Raw genomic sequence first — 18,424 nt, forward strand, 5'->3', positions numbered from 1 at the left:
AATTTATTGTAAATACTCTAATGCGTCCTCAACAGTGTTAACCGGCAACTGGCATACTTTATTTCGGCAAATATAAACTTTTGTTTCATTGCTTTGCTTACCTTTTAACAGTGACAGGTTACTTTTTGTTCCGCCCAATGTAATTTTGTTCGGAATATAATGTCCGCTTAATGCTAATTTAATACTATCGCTTTCTAGTCCGGTAATGGCAATTTCGTTTATGCCGTAAATTTCGTTTAGCAGTTGAATCCCCCAGTTCGAATAAGCAGAACCGTAACTTTTAATCTTCGGCTGAACCGCCGCAAGCATTTCTGAGGCTTTTTCGGAGTATTGTTCAATATCGAAAAGCAAACCCAATCGCTTTAAGTTCTGCGCCATGGTAGAGTTTGAAGCGGGGATTACATTATCCATTACTTCATGTTTCCGGGCAATTAAATCTTCGCTTTCAGCTGAAGTATAGAAAAACATCGGCGAATCTGTATCCGTAAAATTAGCGATCACATAATCGGTCAATAATTTTGCCTCTTCTAACCATTTTTCATCAAAATCAGCTTCGTAAAGGGCAATCAATGCTTCAATAAAAAAGGCATAATCATCTAAGAAGCCCGTAATAGACGCCTTTCCGTTTTTATAATTACGGTATAAGCCACCGTTTTCTGATTTTAGGTGGTTTAGGATAAAACTGGCTGCAGCTGATGCTCTTTCGTAATATGGTTTATGATTTAATACCGCTGCAGCATCAGCCAGGGCTTTAATCATCATACCATTCCAGGCAGTTAAACACTTATCATCCAAGCCTGGTCTGATTCTTTTGCTACGTACAGCCATTAATTTTGTTTTGGCTGAGTTTACTTTGTCATAAAGCTGCTCTGCATCAATATCAAATTTTGCAAGCAGATCGTCATCGCTGATGGTTTTGCGCAAAATATTGGTTTGCTCTTCTTCCCAATTCCCCTCTTCGGTAACATTGTAATAAGCGCCGATTAATTGGGCATCTTCTTCCAAAACCTGATCGAATTCTGCTTTATCCCACACATAAAACTTGCCCTCTACTCCTTCGCTATCTGCATCTAATGCCGAATAAAACAATCCATCTGCTGAAGTCATCTCTTCAAAAACCCAATTTATTGTTTCAACGACAGTTTGTTTAAAGGAATCGAATTTGGTACACTGATAGGCTTCAGCGTATAAACTGATGAGCTGAGCGTTATCGTAAAGCATTTTTTCGAAATGTGGCACATGCCATTTATCATCAACAGAATAACGGGCAAAACCGCCGCCAATCTGATCGTAAATGCCGCCTCGGCTCATTTCTTCGAGCGTGTGGCAAACCGCTGTAAAAACAGACTCATCGTCTTTTAAAAAGCCGTAGCGCAATAAAAAGACCCAGTTATTGGGCAAAGGAAATTTCGGTGCACGGTTATAACCTCCGTAACCAATATCGAAATGGCGTTTCCATGGATCGATAATTTCAGTTAAATGCTCATGGGTATACGCTTCTACTTTTACTGCGGGGATTATCTTTTCGCTATCTTTAATACCCGAAGTTAACCGTTCGGCATATTGGATAGCCTTATCGGGTTCATTTGCCCAGAGTGCAGCAACATTTTCCAGAATATTGATCCAATCGTTTTTCCTGAAATAGGTTCCGCCATAAATTGGACGCTGATCGGGCAAGCAGATACAATTTAAGGGCCAGCCCCCGCTGCCTGTCATGAGTTGGATGGCATACATATAAATCTGATCAATATCAGGCCGCTCCTCACGGTCTACCTTAATGCAGATAAAATGACGGTTCATCACCTCAGCCACTTCATGATTCTCGAAACTTTCGCGTTCCATTACATGGCACCAATGGCAGGCCGAATAGCCTATACTGACCAATATGAGTTTATTTTCCGTTTTTGCCTTTTCCATTGCTTCTGTTCCCCATTCGTACCAATTAACAGGATTATGGGCATGTTGCAACAAATATGGTGAAGAAGCATAGATTAAATTATTAGTTTCAGACATGACAGGTTATGTAAAATGTAAGCGGGAAAAAGGAATTTTAATTTGAGGCGTAAATCTATTAATAATCTACAAACCTGTTTCTATTTAGTTTTTGTTTTTATACTTTAGTTGGAAATCTATACGATGAATGGAATTGATGAGTTATTTAATCGAAATATGATGCATTGCGTCACGAATTGAGTTATATACATTATCGGCTTCTATCCCGATTTGCAAACCTTACAACCTTTACCTTCTACCCTCAACCTTAAAACCATGAAAATCACCCATACCGAAATATACCGCTTTAGCATACCAATGGAACCTTTTGTTATTGCAACCGGAACCATGCATTTTGCGCAGAATGTATTGATCAGGATTTATACCGATGCTGGCATTCATGGCATTGGAGAATGTTCTGCTTTCCCGATGATTGTAGGCGAAACACAGGAAACCTGTATTGCTATGGCTAAAGATTTCGCTGCCATTTTAAAGGGTAAAAATCCCTTAGAAATTCCGGAACGGATGAACGATTTATTGGGCTATGCCGATCATAACAATACCATTAAAAGTGCTTTCGACATGGCATTATTTGATATTGCAGCCAAAAATGCAAAATTACCATTGTATAAATTTCTTGGCGGAACCAAACGCAGCATTGAAACCGATATGACCATTGGTATCGATACACCAGAGGGAATGGCTGTAACCGCATTGAAATATAAAAGCCAGGGTTGCCGCATCCTAAAAATTAAGCTGGGCAAAAAGGTACACGATGATATAGAAAGGGTTAAACACATCCGTGAAGCAGTAGGTGAAGATTTGATTTTACGCCTGGATGCGAATCAGGGCTGGAGTTTCGATGATGCTTTATTTGCATTGGGCGAATTGGACAAATACAATATTGAATTTTGTGAACAGCCCATGCGAACCTGGTATGATGATAAATTACCAGAACTGAATGTAAATTCGCCGATTAAGCTCATGGCCGACGAAAGCTGTTACAACCATCATGATGCCCGGAAATTGATCAATAGCCAGTCTACAACCTATTTAAACATTAAATTTTCGAAATCTGGAGGCATTTTAGAAGCGCAAAAAATCCATGAAGAGGCCTTACAGAGAGGCATAAAATGCATGATTGGCAGTATGCTCGAAACCCGGATTGCTTTAAGCGCCAATTTACATTTTGCATTGGCAAGCCCAAATGTTGAGTTTTTTGATTTAGATACTGCACTATTGGGACACTTGGTTGACCCAGTTGTGGGTGGCTTAACTTATAACGGTTATTTTCTTGATGTTCCCGAAGAAATTGGTATCGGTGCTGAAGCCGATGAATTTTTCTTAGAGAAATGTGAGAGCTGGACGGTTTAGTTCAGTTGTTCATTAGTCAATAGTTCATTGGTTTTGCCATATGATGTCAAATGCTCTGGAAAAACCTATTTAAGCAATTACAAGATTGTAAAAATCACATACAATAGATCCTGAAACAAGTTCAGGATGACGGTAAGCGGGGTATATGACTAATGTACTAATGACCAATGAACTAATGACTAATGAACTAATAACCGATCCAACGCCAAACTATCGCCATTAAACGCATTAAAATCAACCACATGGCCGATGCCGTTAATTTTGGCTTTATCAGAGTGCTGCCAAAATTTCCAGCGGCTTTTATCCATTCTCAGCTTTGGTTGATAATAATGGGCAATCCACAAAGGATAATCATCAAAATGATCGACTAAATAATCTTCATAAAATTTAAGTCCGGTATAAACAATCGGCCTAACTTTGGTTTTCATTTCTACATAATTGAGAAAATCGGACAGTTCTGCCCTCATTTTCAAAGGAGAAACGCCATCCAGCGATTCGATATCCACAACTGGTGGTAAATCCCCTTTCTCAATATTTACCACTTGCAGGAAAAATTTAGCCTGTGTTTTGCCGTCCTTTTTTGGCCTGAAAAAGTGATAGGCGCCACAAATAATTCCCGCTTTTGGGGCTTCACGCCAATTGCGTTGAAAATAAGGATCGACCAGCATTAATCCCTCTGTTGCTTTGATAAAGGCAAAACGGATACTAACCTCATCCTCTTTCATTTCCTTTACTTTTTTCCAGTTTATTTTGCCCTGATAGTAAGAAACGTCGATACCGTGAACGGTATATTTTTTGGGGATTTTGATGTTGAAACTTTCGTAGGTTCTGTAGTTCGGGTCTTGCCCCCAATCTTTAACCCAGCGCCAGGTAGCCACAAAACTTCTTAAAACATAACCGTAGTAAAATGGAGAGAGCAAAATCAACAATAAACCTGCAATAACCAATTTAAGTTGAACCGAAACACCCTGCTTCTTTTTTCTGCCTGCTGTGGGTTTTCTGGCTACAGGTTTCCTAACAGCAGGTTTTCTGGTAACAGGGCTTTTGTTTATTGGGGTTCTTTTCTCTGGCGACATTTGATCGGTTTCCGGATGCAAATTTGTGAAAAATTATGGGATATTCTTTGCTCATCTTTTTTAGTTTAATAAGCGGATATTGAATTCAGATGATTAAATAATATCTGGCTTTTGGTATTTTTACTGCATCTAAATACAGCATGTTCAAACTTATTTTTAACACCTATAAAACATCATTCAGCGGATTAAGCAGAGAAACCTGGTTATTGAGTATTGTAATGATGTTTAACAGATGTGGGAGCATGGCTGTTCCATTTATGGGCTTATACGTTACCCAAAGTTTACACCGCTCAGAAATGGACGCGGGTTTAATTATTACCTTATTTGGCGTAGGTTCAATTTTGGGTTCGGCAACAGGAGGAAAATTGACCGATATGATTGGTTTCCGCCCGGTACAGATCCTTTCATCGATAGTAGGTGGTTTACTTTTCATCCTCTTTTCTACCATTACCCATTTTTACAGTTTATGCATTTTAACTGTTGTCATCAGTTTTTTTTCTGAGGCATTCCGCCCTGCCAATTTTACGGCTGTTGCACACTACGCTGCAGAGGGAACTATAACAAGATCTTACTCTTTAAACAGACTCGCGGTAAACATCGGTTGGTCAGTAGGTATTAGTTTGGCAGGAATTATTGCTTCAATTAATTATAAGCTTTTGTTTATTGTTGAAGGTGGGGTAAGCATTATAGTTGGTTTATTAATTCTGTCGTTTTTGCCTCAAGTGAAAGATTTTATTAAAAAGGCTAAAGAAAATGCCAGCAATATGGTAATTATGAAACCATGGGAAGATATTTTCTATGTAAAGTTTATTCTGCTTACTACTGTCTTTATTACCTGCGCCTTTTTAATGTTTAGGGTTGTTCCGGTATTTTTTAAGGAACAGTGGCATATTGATGAGTTTCAAATTGGGATTATTATAGGCCTTAATGGGGCGGTAATTGCTTTGTTTGAAATGATCATGATCAATAAGATTGAAGCCAAAAGATCACCCATGTTTTTTATTATTGTTGGTGCGGTTCTATTTGCAGTTTCGTACATCATACTAAGTGCCCCGGTTAGTTTTCATATTGCCGCAGCGGTACTTAGCATTGTCGTTTTTACCTGCGGAGAGATGCTCACCTTACCGTTCATAAATACCATTGTAATTAGCAGAAGTAACGAACATAACAGGGGCTTATATGCAGCGGGTTATACCTTGAGCTGGTCGTGCGCGCAGGTTGTTGGCCCATTGTTTGGATTCTTTATTGCTAAAAATTTAGGTTATAACTGGCTTTGGCTAGGGCTTGCCGCAATGCTTTTACTATGCACCTGGGGGTTTAACACACTGAATAAAAAGCAGACAAAAACTGTTTTACAAAAAAGTGAAGCGCAGCTGGAAATTGAATAAAACCTCCAGCCGAACAGCAATTATTTTACTTTCTGGGCTTTTACACCCTCATTTGTAATTTTTACAGGAAGAATGTTACCATCTGTATCAAACTTCATTTCATCAATACAGGTAACTCGATGATTGCCATCAGTTTCGCTCAAGGGGCGACGGTGGTAAACAATATAATATTGCCCTTTTTTCTCGTTGATAATTACGGAGTGATGGCCTGCGCCCGTAGCAATGGCGGCATCTTGCTTTAATATTTTACCAATCCGCTTAAACGGACCGAATGGCGAATCGCCAACGGCATAAGCTACTGAGTAATCGGGACCAGTCCATCCGCCTTCGCTCCACATAAAATAATATTTACCATTTCTGATGAACATATATGGCCCTTCTACGTAATTATCAGGTGTAATTTCTTTAAAAGTTGTACCATCTTCAAAAGGTAAAAAACCGGTAAAATCTTTATTTAACTTTGCAATATTGCAGTGTTTCCAACCACCATAAATTAAATAATACTGACCATCTTTATCTTTAAATACAAACTGATCAATAGGTTGGGCGCCATTGTAAAATTTATCAACCAAAGGTTTCCCTAAATGATCTTTATATGGCCCTTCTGGCTTGTCGGCAACAGCTACGCCGATTCCACCAATTTCTTTATCACTCTGAATATCGTTAGCACCAAAAAACAGGTAATATTTCTTGTCTTTTTGAACAATTGCTGGCGCCCACATGGCTTTATTGGCCCATTTTACAGCAGCAGTATCTAAAATATGCGGGTGTTTATTCCATTTCACCAAATCATCTGAAGAAAAGGCATCTAAAAACACCTGTTCTTTATACCTAGCAGAATAAGTAGGGTAAACCCAATATTTGTTGTTAAAAATAGCAGCATCAGGGTCTGCATACCAACCTTGAAATATTGGATTTCCAGATTGCTTAATCGTTTTAGTATCTTGAGCTAAAGAAGTCAGTCCAGATAAAAGTAAAAGAGATGAGAATAGATATTTCATGGCAGCAATTTAGAAAAAAATCCCTGGTAAAAAAATTAGTCTATTAGTTTAAACACAATTATAGAAAGTAAAAGCGCGAGGCTGTTTAAAGATGGGTACGGTCTTCGACTATGCGATCAATGACAGAATCCATAGAAAGGTCGTCATTGCGAGAAGGAACGACGAAGCAATCTTTCATGCTAGTGATCCCTGCTATAAAGATTGCTTCGTCGGCTGAAAAAGCCTTCTCGCAATGACGATTCCTCACAGCCTATTACTCCAAAAAAAATCCCAGGTCATCTATATTGATTTTTATGCAATAAATTATCCTTCAGACAGACGACACTTATGCTTAACTTAATGACATTGGAACCGTACTCAGTTAAATAAACCCGACAAAGCTAAATAGCCCGGAATGGAGTGCAGCGAAATGAGGACTATAAGCGATGGCGGGACTGCAGCACCTATGAAATACTAACCATTCATTTCAAAAAAAAACCTGTCTAATAAAATTAAACAGGGATGGTCTTCGACTCCGTTCAGACTGACAATAAAGGTCAAACTTATTTAGTTGTTTGGAAAGCAATACCCAGGCCAGTTGGTTAAACCTGCCCTGCCCTTCGTTTCAAATCCTCGGCCTCATGCTTCGGCTTGCGGGTTTTACACTGCGGTCAGGTTTAGGTTGCAGGGGCTGTGATACTATTTAAAGCGGCAAACTGCATTATTAGCGCCATTGCACGAACAGGTTTTGCTTCGAAGAACCGCCCGCTGTTAAATAAACCCGGCAGTAGCGGGCATCCCGATTTTTTCATCGGGATAAAGCAAATGGCGGGAAGCAGCACCTATGAAATACAGAACGCTCATTTTCAAAAAAATCGTCACCTCGACTGAAGTTTGGCGAAATGGAGAGATCTGCTGAAAATAGATTTCTCGACTGCGTTGCACTCCGCTCGAAATGACGATCTGTTGAGTCAGAACGGATAAATTAAATAAAGCTTATTTACTCAGTTCTGCGAAATATTTATGGAATAACGGCAAAGTCTCTATTCCTTTATAATAATTGTAAATATCATATTTCTCATTTGGCGAATGTAAAGCATCGCTATCTAAGCCGAAGCCAAAAAGCACCGATTTAATACCCAGTACATCTTCAAACAAGGCCACGATAGGAATACTTCCACCACCACGTGTTGGAATAGCTTTTTTACCAAAACTATCTTCAATTGCTTTTTCGGCCGCCTGGTAAGCAATACTGTCAGTTGGGGTTACCACTGGTTCGCCACCATGGTGAGGCGTAACTTTTACCTTTACATTTTTTGGCGCAATGCTTTCGAAATGTTTGGTAAAAATCTCAGCAATTTCTTCTGAGCTCTGGTGCGGAACCAAACGCATAGAAATTTTTGCATTGGCTTTACTCGGCAATACGGTTTTTGCACCTTCGCCAATGTAACCGCTCCAAATCCCGTTTACTTCTAAAGTTGGACGGGTACCTGTACGTTCTAAGGTTGAATAACCTTTCTCGCCCCAAACTTCTTCGATATCTAAATCTTTTTTGTATTCAGCTTCGTCGTAAGGTGCAGAATTTAGTGCTTTTTTCTCCTCATCTGTTAACTCAAGCACTTTATCATAAAAGGCGGGGATAGTGATGTGGTTATTTTCATCGTGTAATGAAGCGATCATTTTACAAAGGATAGTGGCTGGATTAGCTACTGCCCCACCGTAAACTCCAGAGTGTAAATCGCGGTTCGGACCAACTACTTCAACTTCCATGTAAGCTAAACCACGCAAACCGGTTTCGATTGATGGATGTTCCATGCTGATCATCGAAGTATCAGAAATTAAGACTACATCAGCCTTTAAACGCTCGGCATTCGCGTTTACAAAAATACCCAGATTTGCAGACCCCACCTCCTCTTCACCTTCGATCATAAATTTAACGTTACAGGCCAAAGTATTGGTTTGCATCATCAGTTCGAATGCTTTTACGTGCATATAAAACTGTCCTTTATCATCGCAAGCGCCGCGGGCATAGATTTTACCATCGCGCACTGTTGGCTCAAAAGGTGGTGTATGCCAAAGTTCTAATGGATCTGCCGGCTGAACATCGTAATGACCATATATTAAAACAGTGGGTAAAGAAGCATCTATAATTTTTTCGCCATAAACAATAGGATATCCTGCGGTTGGGCAAATTTCCACCTGATCTGCACCTGCATCCTTTAATTTCTGCGCAACATAATCAGCTGTTTTTAAAACATCGCCTTTGTATTTCGGATCAGCACTTACCGATGGAAAACGCAATAACTCAAACAACTCATCTAAAAAACGTTGTTTGTGCGTTTCTACATAATTTTTAATCTCTTGCATAACAAAATGAATTTGGACAAATATAGGCTTTACCAAATAAAAGGCTCTTAAGCGATTAATAAATTATCCCCATTCCAGCGTATTTTTTTTATAGCCAGACGGTTAATGGATTTATTTTTTTTCAGAACCAAAATCACGGCTCTATTTTTTAAACATAAAATGCGTCTTCCGATAAATACAAAAAAATGATTTAATGTTTGTAAAAAAATATGACACAGCATTAATTATATTTACTTTTTTGTAAATTGCGCCAATAACAGATATCCTTAAATCCTGTACGAAAGAATTTTAACAATGAAGTTTAGCGCAAAAGTATTTCTATCTCTGCTGCTGCTTCTTGTTGTCCGCACTGCTTCCTTAGCTCAAGGAACGCCCCCTACTCGCGTAAGTTGCCCGGAAGCAGCCCAATATTATTCGAAAGACAGTATAAATATTGTAACCTTTGGGGCCAGTACCGTAGAAGGTGTTAAGGGATTGGGTTTCCAAACCATGCTGGAGAACAACTTTTTGAACTGTTATACCAATAAGGTAGTCGATATTACTAACCATGGTATAGGTGGCCAGACTACTTTTCAGGGTTTGCTCAGAATTGATAATGCAATAGCCAATAGAACAGGTTTTATTGTAATTGATATTGGGATTAATGATGCCATTGCAATGACTACCGGTAAAGGAAGTATAGCCGAAAGCGTTGCTAATATGCGCGTATTGATTACGGCAAGCCTTAAACAGAAATTAGTCCCCATTTTATGTACACTCCAGTTTGTTGATGATAGAACCGTTAAAAGTTATGTTGCTGTAAATACCAATATCAGAAACCTAAATACAGCCTACAGAAAATTAGCCACAGAGTATAAAATATATTTAGCGGATGTAAATGCGGCCATGAGGCGCGATTTTTCGCTTTATCAGGATGCATTTCATCCAAATGCACGCGGTTACAGATTGGTGAGTTATGTTATTTTCGATGCCATCAATAAAGCAATTTTTGATAAATTTTTAAAATTTACCGTTACTCAGAATTACCCGAATCCTGCCGCTATGCAAACATTTATTGATATAGTTTTGCCAGAAACGGATAAAATTAACGTACAGATTTACGATTTAATGGGCCGTTTGGTTAAAACAGTGGTAAATGAATACCTTAATACCGGAAAACATACCTTAGAAATTAATACCGCTACATTTGTTCCTGGCATTTATTTCTTTAAAATCTCTTCCGATTCCGGTCAGTATAACGCTGCAAAAAAGTTTATTGTAGCGAGGTAACAAAAGATTTAAATATTAGTCTATTTATAGATTAATATGTTTTATACCTTTAACCATGACTACTGAGACATTTTTCACCAATGAAGTTATTGATCTCGATCTTCTTCCAAAATACGAGGAAATTCAGTTAGGCCGGCCACACCCCGATTATTGGAAAATCATCTGTATTAATCTATTGATCTTTTTTGGCTTACTGGGAATCGCTATTGGGATACTCCTGTTCTTTGTTGATGAAGTAAAACCAAATGCCAAATGGATTATCCCGCTTTATTTAGCTTTATTTGCCCTTTTTTCGATACTCTTTCGCGCCAGTTTTAAAAAACGGGGTTATGCTATCCGCACACATGATGTAATATACAAAAGTGGAATTATTGCCGAATCGACAACAATTGTGCCTTTAAACAGGATTCAGCATATCGAATTAAATGAAGGGATTTTTTCCAGAATATATAAACTGGGATCGTTACAGCTATTTACTGCAGGTGGCCAAACCGGGCATATCCATATTTCGGGGATTGCAATTGATGATGCCAAGCGTATTAGGGATCTGCTTTTGAAAAAACTAGACCTGCTTGATAATCCAACAACAGCATTAAATGCCGATGAATAACGATTTTAGTAAACCGCAGCGCGAATCGGCCTTTGGTATCATTGTAATGGGTGCGCATACCATGTTAAAAATTGGTAAGGCTAGCTTTTTCTTGTTCATTATTGCCTTTGTAAAGATGTCGAGCACTTCTTTCACCTACCTGATATTAGGCATTTCTGCAATAATTATATTCAGTTTTATATTTGCTTATTTATGGTATTTAAAATTCACCTTCTTTTTAGATAAAGAAAAGCAGGAATTTGTGGTGAATAAAGGGATATTTAATCGCGATCAGGTAATAATTCAACTCGATAAAATACAGCAGGTTACCATTAACCAGAATATTCTGCAGAAAATTATTGGCGTTTACGGGTTAAAAATCGATACAGCCGGTGCGCATGGAGAAGAAGTAAGCATAAAAGCAATAGACGAAACTTCTGCCTATAACCTTAAAGAACATTTATTAGATAGCAGAACCGTAACTGAAGCACCATCGGAGATTGAACATGAAAACCGCAAAACAGCAGAAATACCATTTTTAAGAATAAGTGCCTGGACTTTGTTTAAAGTAGGACTTACCTCTAACTATGGGCAGAGTTTGGCCTTACTTGCTGCTTTTTTTTATACCGTTATTTACGAGGGCAGGCAATTGCTTGATGCTTTTAAAATTAATAAAGATGAAATTCAAAGCACAGTAACGGGAATGCTCACCATTATTACGGTTTTCATTTTAATTGCATGCCTTTTAATTGTACTGCTGATTATTAACCTGGTTAGAACCTTTTATAAGTATTTCGAACTCGAAATTAGCGAACATAAAAACACGCTTTTACTCTCATCGGGGCTGATTGCCAAGAAAAACACCTTGATTAGCCCGAATAAAGTCCAGATTACCAAATACAGCCAGAATTACTTTCAGAAAAAGATGAATATGCTGAATATGAGTTTAAAGCAGGCTCATTTTGGTCAAAGTAAAAAAGGGCATGAAATGCAGGGAAACACTTTGGAAATTCCGGGCTGTAACCCTATTGAGCGTGATGAACTGCTAAAAATGATATTGGGCCAAACACCATTAAAAGGAAAAACCTTTATCCCCGACTGGCGTTTTTTAAATTTACCTGTTTTTTTTAAACTCGTTTTACCAGTTGCTATATTCCTTATCATCGCTTTTAATGTCCCCGAGGTGAAGCCTTTTATAGGCATTGCAATCGCTTATTTTGTTATTGGGGCTTTGATGATTTATATCAGCTATCGAAGGCATCGCATTTCCGTAAATCAGGATTTTATCACCAAAACCAGCGGGATTTGGGATATTTCGAATGAAATTGTAACACCAAATAAGATTCAGGCCATTACCACTTTTCAATACCCTTGGCACAAAGGAGTAGATGTTGGTCACCTCACATTACATACAGCTGCAGGTCAGATTCATTTTAAATATGGAAATTATACCGAAATTAAACAGCTGGTAAATTACTGGTTATATCAGGTAGAGCGTAAAAATGAGAATTGGATGTAATTTTAAAGAAAAAAACAATTCATATGAATATCAGGGAACAGATCATTTTAAATGAAGATAGATTATTAACGGCGATACAGCATGGTAATATTGAGGATCTGGATCTGCTTTTGCATGAAGATTTACTTTTTAACCTGCCCAATGGAGTAACCATAACAAAGGCTATGGATATGGAAACTTATACCTCGGGAAATTTGGTTGTAAATTCTATTTTACCTTCTGAACAGCAGATTAATCTGATTAAGGATACTGCGGTTGTTAGTGTGAAAATTGAGCTAAAGGCAGTATATACTTCACAATCCATTGAAGGTATTTTCAGATATTTAAGAGTTTGGAAGTTGTTTGATCAGGAATGGAAAGTAATTGCCGGAAGTTGTGTAGCCATATAAAAATAACAGCTGCGAGGTTTAAATCCAGGCAGCTGCCATCATTCAATTAATTTTGGTATGCCGCAGCAAACTCTTCAGCAAAATCTTTAAGTTTAATGCTACCTAAAGCGGGTCTGTTTTTATAATAATCAACAAAAAGTTTATTGCTTCTGATCGCATCGCCCATTTCTACATAGTTTTTGGCTATTTCTTCAGGTAAACCTGCGCCTACCATTCCGTTAAATGCATCTTCATCGCTAAATTCTATCCATGGTAATGCTGGTTTACCAACTTCAGTACCTAATAATTTTGCCACATCAGCCGGCGTACTTTCATCATCACTGGCTACATACTGTATGGTTTTGCCTGTAAAATTGCTTTCCAATACTTCAGCAGCTACTTCAGCAATATTACGGGGATGCACCAAAACAAGTTTTGCATCAGGACCAAAATTAGATCCCAATATATTTGCATGTTTAACCATATCAATGTTGGCTAAAAAGTTGATATAGAAATAACCTGCGCGTAAATGTTTTACAGCTACCCCATTTAATGTGGCAAAAATATTTTCTACATCATGTAATCCTGCAATTGGCCCCGTTCCATCTGGCAGATCTGCACCTACGCTACTTAAATTCACTACTTTTTTAACCCCCGACTCTTTTATGGCAGCCGCATAATTTTCGCCGATACCTTTAATATATGCCCTAAATTTTGGTGCTGCAAAATTTGGTGGAACCATGGTGTAAATAGCGTCAGCCCCGGTAAAAGCATCCTTTAAAAATTTAGTATCGCTTACACTACCAATTAAAGGTATTGCACCCAGCGATTTAATTTCTTCGGCCCTACCGATGTTACTGCTAATAATTTTTACTTCATGGCCTTTAGCTACCAATATTTGGGCAAGCGGCTTGGTAATATTCCCTATTGATCCTGTTAATGTGATTTTCATGATTTTTTGTTTTTAAATATTGAATACAAAGCTATATTTGTACTTACTTTTATACAAGTACTTACCCCAAAGTATGTAACCATGACAGCTGTTAAAGAAAGTTCGACCCGTAATTTTAATAAAGGCATAGCACTAACCAGCTGCCCGGTTACCTTTGTAATGGAAAAAATTGGTGGTTATTGGAAACCCATTATTATTTTTCATTTAATGAGTGGCCCAAAACGTTATAGTGAGTTAAAACGGGCAATACCACAGATAACTGAAAAAATGCTTATACAGCACTTAAAGCAATTGCAAAATGATGATCTTGTTCATCGGGATGCACAAGCGGTTGTTCCTCCGGTAGTTACCTATAACCTCACAAAATCGGGGCAGGATCTTTTTCATGTATTAGATTCGATGGTAGATTGGGCCGTGAAAAATGGCTCTGTTTAACTATTATACATACTCACCTGGGCAATCAGAATGACGAATAAATATATTGAAGGTTTTAAACCTTCATTACCAGCGCAAACTAAATGATATAAACCTTAGCGAAGCGAAACGCGGGAACCAACTTGATTACCCGCACAGACATTGCGCCCCGAGAAGGAAATTAGGCGATATATTTTTTATTGACAGGAAATGAAAGGATAGTTTTTCATTGGAGATTGCAGTCCTGCTGTTCGCTGTAGCCCTCATGCTTCGGGGCTGCCGCTGCCATCAGGTTTACTAACAGCGTAGGTGCACAAGCAGCTTCAAAAATGAAATACGGATTAACTTTTCCAAAACCAAAGAAAATCATTTTAAATGGGCGGGAACGCCTACAGTATCATAATTCCCTTGATGTTTCCGGCCTGCTTATAAACTGCAATCACCTCATCAGCATTTTGCATTATCTTTTTTACGGTAATTGAAACATATTTCCCTGTTTTTGAAGCTTGCTCAATAAACTCATCATCAGGCAAAATGGCACGTAAATCTTGTATTTTATCTAACCCGCCAGTGATAATAAATTTAAAATTGTAAACACCCGGAAACTGCTCAACACTTTCCAATTTCTCTTTTAAATTAGCATAAATATCTCCACTAGTACCATCTGGGATATCAGTAAACTCAATATCTTTATTATTTTTATTCTCATCCATAGCGAAAGCATATCAAATTCTATACCCAAATAAATAGGGTGCAATTCTGACAGCATAAACGTTTTTTTAAGTAAAACATCCCCATTTCGGGCGATTAGAAGGAAAACATTATTAATGACATATAAGTTTAATTTTAACTTTGGGTTTTAAGCCCTCAATAGTAGCACAAGCTAAATTTATATAAACCTTGGCGAAGCGGATACCGGCCCAGAGGGTAATGCCTGCAGGCGTATGAGCAAAGCAAAGGGCTACTGAATCCGATGAAATACAGCTGTTGCTTTACCCCTAAATCCCCTAAAGGGGGACTTCATACCCCAAATTTAATGGCATGATGGATTCTGACCACGAAGTAGCTATTAGACCTAAAAAACAATAAGAACAGCTAATAAAATAAGTTCAGAATGACGAGCCATTACAGCGACCGATCAGGTTTTTAACTAATTACTAACAACTTTGGCAAAAAGCGATAGGAATTGTTATTTTTGAACCTCAAAAAAACAGGAGCCGATTTGGATTATTTAGCAGGATTAAACCCACAACAAAGAGCAGCAGTAGAGAACACAAAAGGACCAGTAATGATTGTTGCAGGTGCAGGTTCGGGCAAAACCAGGGTAATTACATTTCGTGTAGCCCACCTTATTCAAACCGGTACCGACCCCTTTAACATCCTGGTTTTAACCTTTACCAACAAGGCAAGTAAGGATATGCGCGAGCGTATCAGTAAAGTGGTTGGTGCAGAGGCAAAAAACATTTGGATGGGTACTTTTCACTCTGTTTTTGCCAAAATTTTACGTGTAGAGGCCGAGAAAATCGGTTATCCGAGCAATTTTACCATTTACGATACCGATGACAGTAAAAGTGTAATCCGTGCTATTTTGAAAGAAATGCAGCTGGATGATAAATTATATGCAGCTAACTTTGTTTTTAATAGAATTTCATCAGCCAAAAATAATTTAATTTCCTGGGGCGAATATCAGGCTAATGACCAGATACAGGCAGAAGATATTCAGAATAAACGCCCATTAATCGGTCAGATTTACGAAACCTATGCTAAACGCTGTTTCAGAGCAGGCGCAATGGATTTCGACGATTTACTGTTCAAAACCAATATTTTATTGAAGGAACATCCGGATGTTTTAAATAAATACCAGCAGAAATTCAGGTACCTGATGGTGGATGAGTACCAGGATACCAACTTTTCGCAGTATACCATTGTGAAAAAACTGGCGGCGGCTTATCAGAACATTTGTGTGGTAGGTGATGATGCACAGAGTATTTATGCTTTCCGTGGTGCTAACATCCAGAATATTTTAAATTTCGAACGCGATTATCCTGATTTAAAGGTTTATAAATTAGAACAGAATTACCGTTCTACCCAAAATATTGTTGATGCAGCGAGCAGCATCATTGCCAACAACAAAAATCAGCTCGAAAAAAATGTTTTCTCGGATAACGAACCCGGCGACCGCATTAAAGTTTCGCGGGCTTTTACCGATAACGAAGAGGGTAAACTGGTTGCCGAAGCCATTATTCAGGAACGCAGCACCAAGGGATACCAGCACAACGATTTTGCCATTTTGTATCGTACCAATGCACAAAGCAGGGCTATGGAGGAGGGTTTACGTAAACTCAATATTCCTTACCGGATATATGGCGGTCAGTCTTTTTATCAACGCAAAGAGATTAAAGATTTAATTGCATATTTCCGTTTAACTTTTAATCCGAAGGATGAAGAGGCTATAAAACGTGTAATTAATTACCCTAAGCGTGGTATTGGCGATACTTCCATTGACAAAATTATTGTTGCGGCAGACCAGCATGGAAAAACCATGTGGGATGTAATTTCGAATGCACACGAATATGTAGACGGGCGTTTAGCTAATCAATTGAACGATTTTGCCATGATGGTGCAAAGCTTTCAGGCCGAGGCAAAAAAGCTTGATGCTTATGATACGGCTTTGTTTATTGCCCAACATGCAGGTATTTTAAAAGAATTATATACTGATGATAGCGTTGAAGGACGTGCACGGTATGAAAATATCCAGGAGTTATTAAACGGTATTAAGGAATTTGCAGAGCGCGAAGACATTGAAGAAAAAGGGCTGGATATCTTTATGCAGGATGTTGCCCTTTTAACCAACGATGATAAGGACGGTGATAAAAATAAGGATACGGTTTCTTTAATGACGATCCACTCGGCCAAAGGTTTGGAGTTTAAAAACGTGTTTATCGTAGGACTGGAAGAAAACCTGTTCCCATCGCAAATGTCGTTAACTAACCGAACTGATTTAGAGGAGGAGCGCCGTTTGTTTTATGTGGCCATTACCCGTGCCGAAGTAAAACTGACACTTACTTACGCCACTTCCCGTTATCGCTGGGGAACTTTAACCAACTGCGAACCAAGCCGTTTCATCAACGAGATTAGTCCGAAATTTTTAGAATTGGATGTTAAACCAGCCAAGTCGAACAGTTTTGATGGTAATTTCGACGATGACCGCAAAACATGGACCTCGCAGCCACGCGATTTCTTTAGCAAACCGAAACCAGCGGCTGGCGCAACGACTTCTGCCCCGCCTGTCCGTCCGAAAACAACATCTTTACTGGCAAAAGCACACGTGCCCACACCTGGCTTTACGCCATCACAACCGCATGAATTTCAAGGCGGTATGGAAGTTGAGCACGAAAAATTCGGTTTTGGAAAAATTATCAGCTTAGAGGGAACTTTGCCTGACGTTAAGGCGACTGTATTCTTCCAGGGCTTAGGCAATAAACAGCTACTGCTTAAGTTTGCGAAACTGATGATTGTAAAATAAACGCAGATTTCCATTTACGGAAACAACGGAGATTCCTCATTCTCATCCTGATTCCGATTTTCCATCGGAATCAGGATCTATAATAGATAAAACAAATAGATGCTGAATCAAGTTCAGCATGACGAATGCGATGAATTATGCCTAACCTTGTGTTTTCAACCTTTAATAAATAGACCGATCTTCTAGAAATTCTCCAATCTTGAGGGTAATTAATTGTTCACTATCCAATGCTTTAGCTTGTATATGCCATTCATCTGTTAACTCAATAATTTCTACCATGCTACCAAAGGGGAAAAATTCACCTTTATTATCAACAGTAATTTTCACCTTTTCCCCAACTTTTGGCTCTTTAAAAAATAATTGGTTTCCTACTATATTCAGCCCTTCAATTTTTTCCAAATCTGATAAAAGATATTTTCGATAAGGCGATTGCGGATTTTGTGAAGCCAATACAAAAGATTGGGTCTCCAATTCATATTGAACCTGCATTTTATAGAAAAATTTACCCCTTATTTTATCTCCCAGGTAAATTTTCTCGCCTTGTGCCGTAAGGCAGCCTGTATAAAAAGATTCTATATCCATAAATTGACTGATAAGACCTGATTTCCAT

General features: G+C 38.5%; 15 protein-coding genes. 8 read left to right on the forward strand and 7 right to left on the reverse strand.

Annotation, left to right across the window (positions count from 1 at the left end):
• Positions 1–3: 3 nt before the first annotated feature.
• Complete coding sequence (locus tag AC1RJ8_RS22755; protein ID WP_492955846.1) at positions 4–2,013, reverse strand: thioredoxin domain-containing protein; 2,010 nt, start codon at positions 2,011–2,013, stop codon at positions 4–6.
• Positions 2,014–2,268: 255 nt separating this feature from the next.
• On the opposite strand from AC1RJ8_RS22755, the gene AC1RJ8_RS22760 reads away from it, so the two are divergent.
• Entirely contained in the window at positions 2,269–3,366 is a 1,098-nt protein-coding gene (locus tag AC1RJ8_RS22760; protein ID WP_492955845.1) for a mandelate racemase/muconate lactonizing enzyme family protein, read from the forward strand.
• A 179-nt stretch (positions 3,367–3,545) separates the two neighbouring features.
• Here AC1RJ8_RS22760 and AC1RJ8_RS22765 read toward each other — a convergent pair whose 3' ends face one another.
• Positions 3,546–4,442 carry a glycoside hydrolase family 25 protein gene (locus AC1RJ8_RS22765; RefSeq protein ID WP_492955844.1) on the reverse strand — a complete coding sequence of 299 codons (897 nt, stop codon included), beginning with the start codon at positions 4,440–4,442 and terminating at the stop codon, positions 3,546–3,548.
• Between the two features lie 140 nt (positions 4,443–4,582).
• Here AC1RJ8_RS22765 and AC1RJ8_RS22770 point away from each other — a divergent pair, with 140 nt between their 5' ends.
• The gene (locus tag AC1RJ8_RS22770) at positions 4,583–5,830 is read left to right on the forward strand and encodes an MFS transporter (protein ID WP_492955843.1); all 1,248 of its coding nucleotides are present in this window, start codon (positions 4,583–4,585) and stop codon (positions 5,828–5,830) included.
• A gap of 20 nt (positions 5,831–5,850) precedes the next feature.
• On the opposite strand, the gene AC1RJ8_RS22775 is transcribed toward AC1RJ8_RS22770, so the two are convergent.
• Together AC1RJ8_RS22775 and AC1RJ8_RS22780 are read right to left on the reverse strand one after the other, a co-directional pair.
• Positions 5,851–6,831 (reverse strand): glycoside hydrolase family 43 protein, encoded by a 981-nt coding sequence (locus AC1RJ8_RS22775; RefSeq protein WP_492955842.1) that lies wholly within the window; start codon positions 6,829–6,831, stop codon positions 5,851–5,853.
• Positions 6,832–7,806: 975 nt separating this feature from the next.
• Positions 7,807–9,177: a dipeptidase gene (locus AC1RJ8_RS22780; RefSeq protein ID WP_492955841.1), complete on the reverse strand. Its 1,371-nt coding sequence runs from the start codon at positions 9,175–9,177 to the stop codon at positions 7,807–7,809.
• A gap of 294 nt (positions 9,178–9,471) precedes the next feature.
• Here AC1RJ8_RS22780 and AC1RJ8_RS22785 point away from each other — a divergent pair, with 294 nt between their 5' ends.
• Genes AC1RJ8_RS22785 through AC1RJ8_RS22800 form a run of 4 tightly spaced genes read left to right on the forward strand, consistent with a single transcriptional unit; the run spans position 9,472 to position 12,943 of the window.
• A complete protein-coding gene (locus tag AC1RJ8_RS22785) occupies positions 9,472–10,446 on the forward strand; it encodes an SGNH/GDSL hydrolase family protein (RefSeq protein WP_492955840.1) in 975 nt (324 codons plus the stop codon).
• A gap of 55 nt (positions 10,447–10,501) precedes the next feature.
• The gene (locus AC1RJ8_RS22790; RefSeq protein ID WP_492955839.1) at positions 10,502–11,056 is read left to right on the forward strand and encodes a PH domain-containing protein; all 555 of its coding nucleotides are present in this window, start codon (positions 10,502–10,504) and stop codon (positions 11,054–11,056) included.
• Positions 11,049–12,554: a PH domain-containing protein gene (locus tag AC1RJ8_RS22795; RefSeq protein WP_492955838.1), complete on the forward strand. Its 1,506-nt coding sequence runs from the start codon at positions 11,049–11,051 to the stop codon at positions 12,552–12,554. Before AC1RJ8_RS22790 ends, AC1RJ8_RS22795 begins: the two co-directional genes overlap by 8 nt.
• A gap of 23 nt (positions 12,555–12,577) precedes the next feature.
• Complete coding sequence (locus AC1RJ8_RS22800) at positions 12,578–12,943, forward strand: nuclear transport factor 2 family protein (RefSeq protein WP_492955837.1); 366 nt, start codon at positions 12,578–12,580, stop codon at positions 12,941–12,943.
• A 46-nt stretch (positions 12,944–12,989) separates the two neighbouring features.
• Here AC1RJ8_RS22800 and AC1RJ8_RS22805 read toward each other — a convergent pair whose 3' ends face one another.
• Positions 12,990–13,874: an NmrA family NAD(P)-binding protein gene (locus AC1RJ8_RS22805; RefSeq protein WP_492955836.1), complete on the reverse strand. Its 885-nt coding sequence runs from the start codon at positions 13,872–13,874 to the stop codon at positions 12,990–12,992.
• A gap of 81 nt (positions 13,875–13,955) precedes the next feature.
• Here AC1RJ8_RS22805 and AC1RJ8_RS22810 point away from each other — a divergent pair, with 81 nt between their 5' ends.
• The gene (locus AC1RJ8_RS22810) at positions 13,956–14,309 is read left to right on the forward strand and encodes a winged helix-turn-helix transcriptional regulator (RefSeq protein WP_492955835.1); all 354 of its coding nucleotides are present in this window, start codon (positions 13,956–13,958) and stop codon (positions 14,307–14,309) included.
• 368 nt (positions 14,310–14,677) lie between these two features.
• Here the strand turns inward: AC1RJ8_RS22810 and AC1RJ8_RS22815 are convergent, their stop codons facing one another.
• Positions 14,678–15,001, reverse strand: a complete 324-nt coding sequence (locus AC1RJ8_RS22815) for a DUF493 family protein (protein ID WP_492955834.1) — start codon at positions 14,999–15,001, stop codon at positions 14,678–14,680.
• A gap of 509 nt (positions 15,002–15,510) precedes the next feature.
• On the opposite strand from AC1RJ8_RS22815, the gene AC1RJ8_RS22820 reads away from it, so the two are divergent.
• Positions 15,511–17,814, forward strand: coding sequence for an ATP-dependent helicase (locus AC1RJ8_RS22820; RefSeq protein ID WP_492955888.1), 2,304 nt, complete (start codon positions 15,511–15,513; stop codon positions 17,812–17,814).
• Positions 17,815–17,976: 162 nt separating this feature from the next.
• Here AC1RJ8_RS22820 and AC1RJ8_RS22825 read toward each other — a convergent pair whose 3' ends face one another.
• Positions 17,977–18,396 carry a hypothetical protein gene (locus tag AC1RJ8_RS22825; RefSeq protein ID WP_492955833.1) on the reverse strand — a complete coding sequence of 140 codons (420 nt, stop codon included), beginning with the start codon at positions 18,394–18,396 and terminating at the stop codon, positions 17,977–17,979.
• Between the last annotated feature and the right edge of the window lie 28 nt (positions 18,397–18,424).

It is taken from the genome of Pedobacter sp. GW822-FHT03F06 (assembly GCF_058801365.1).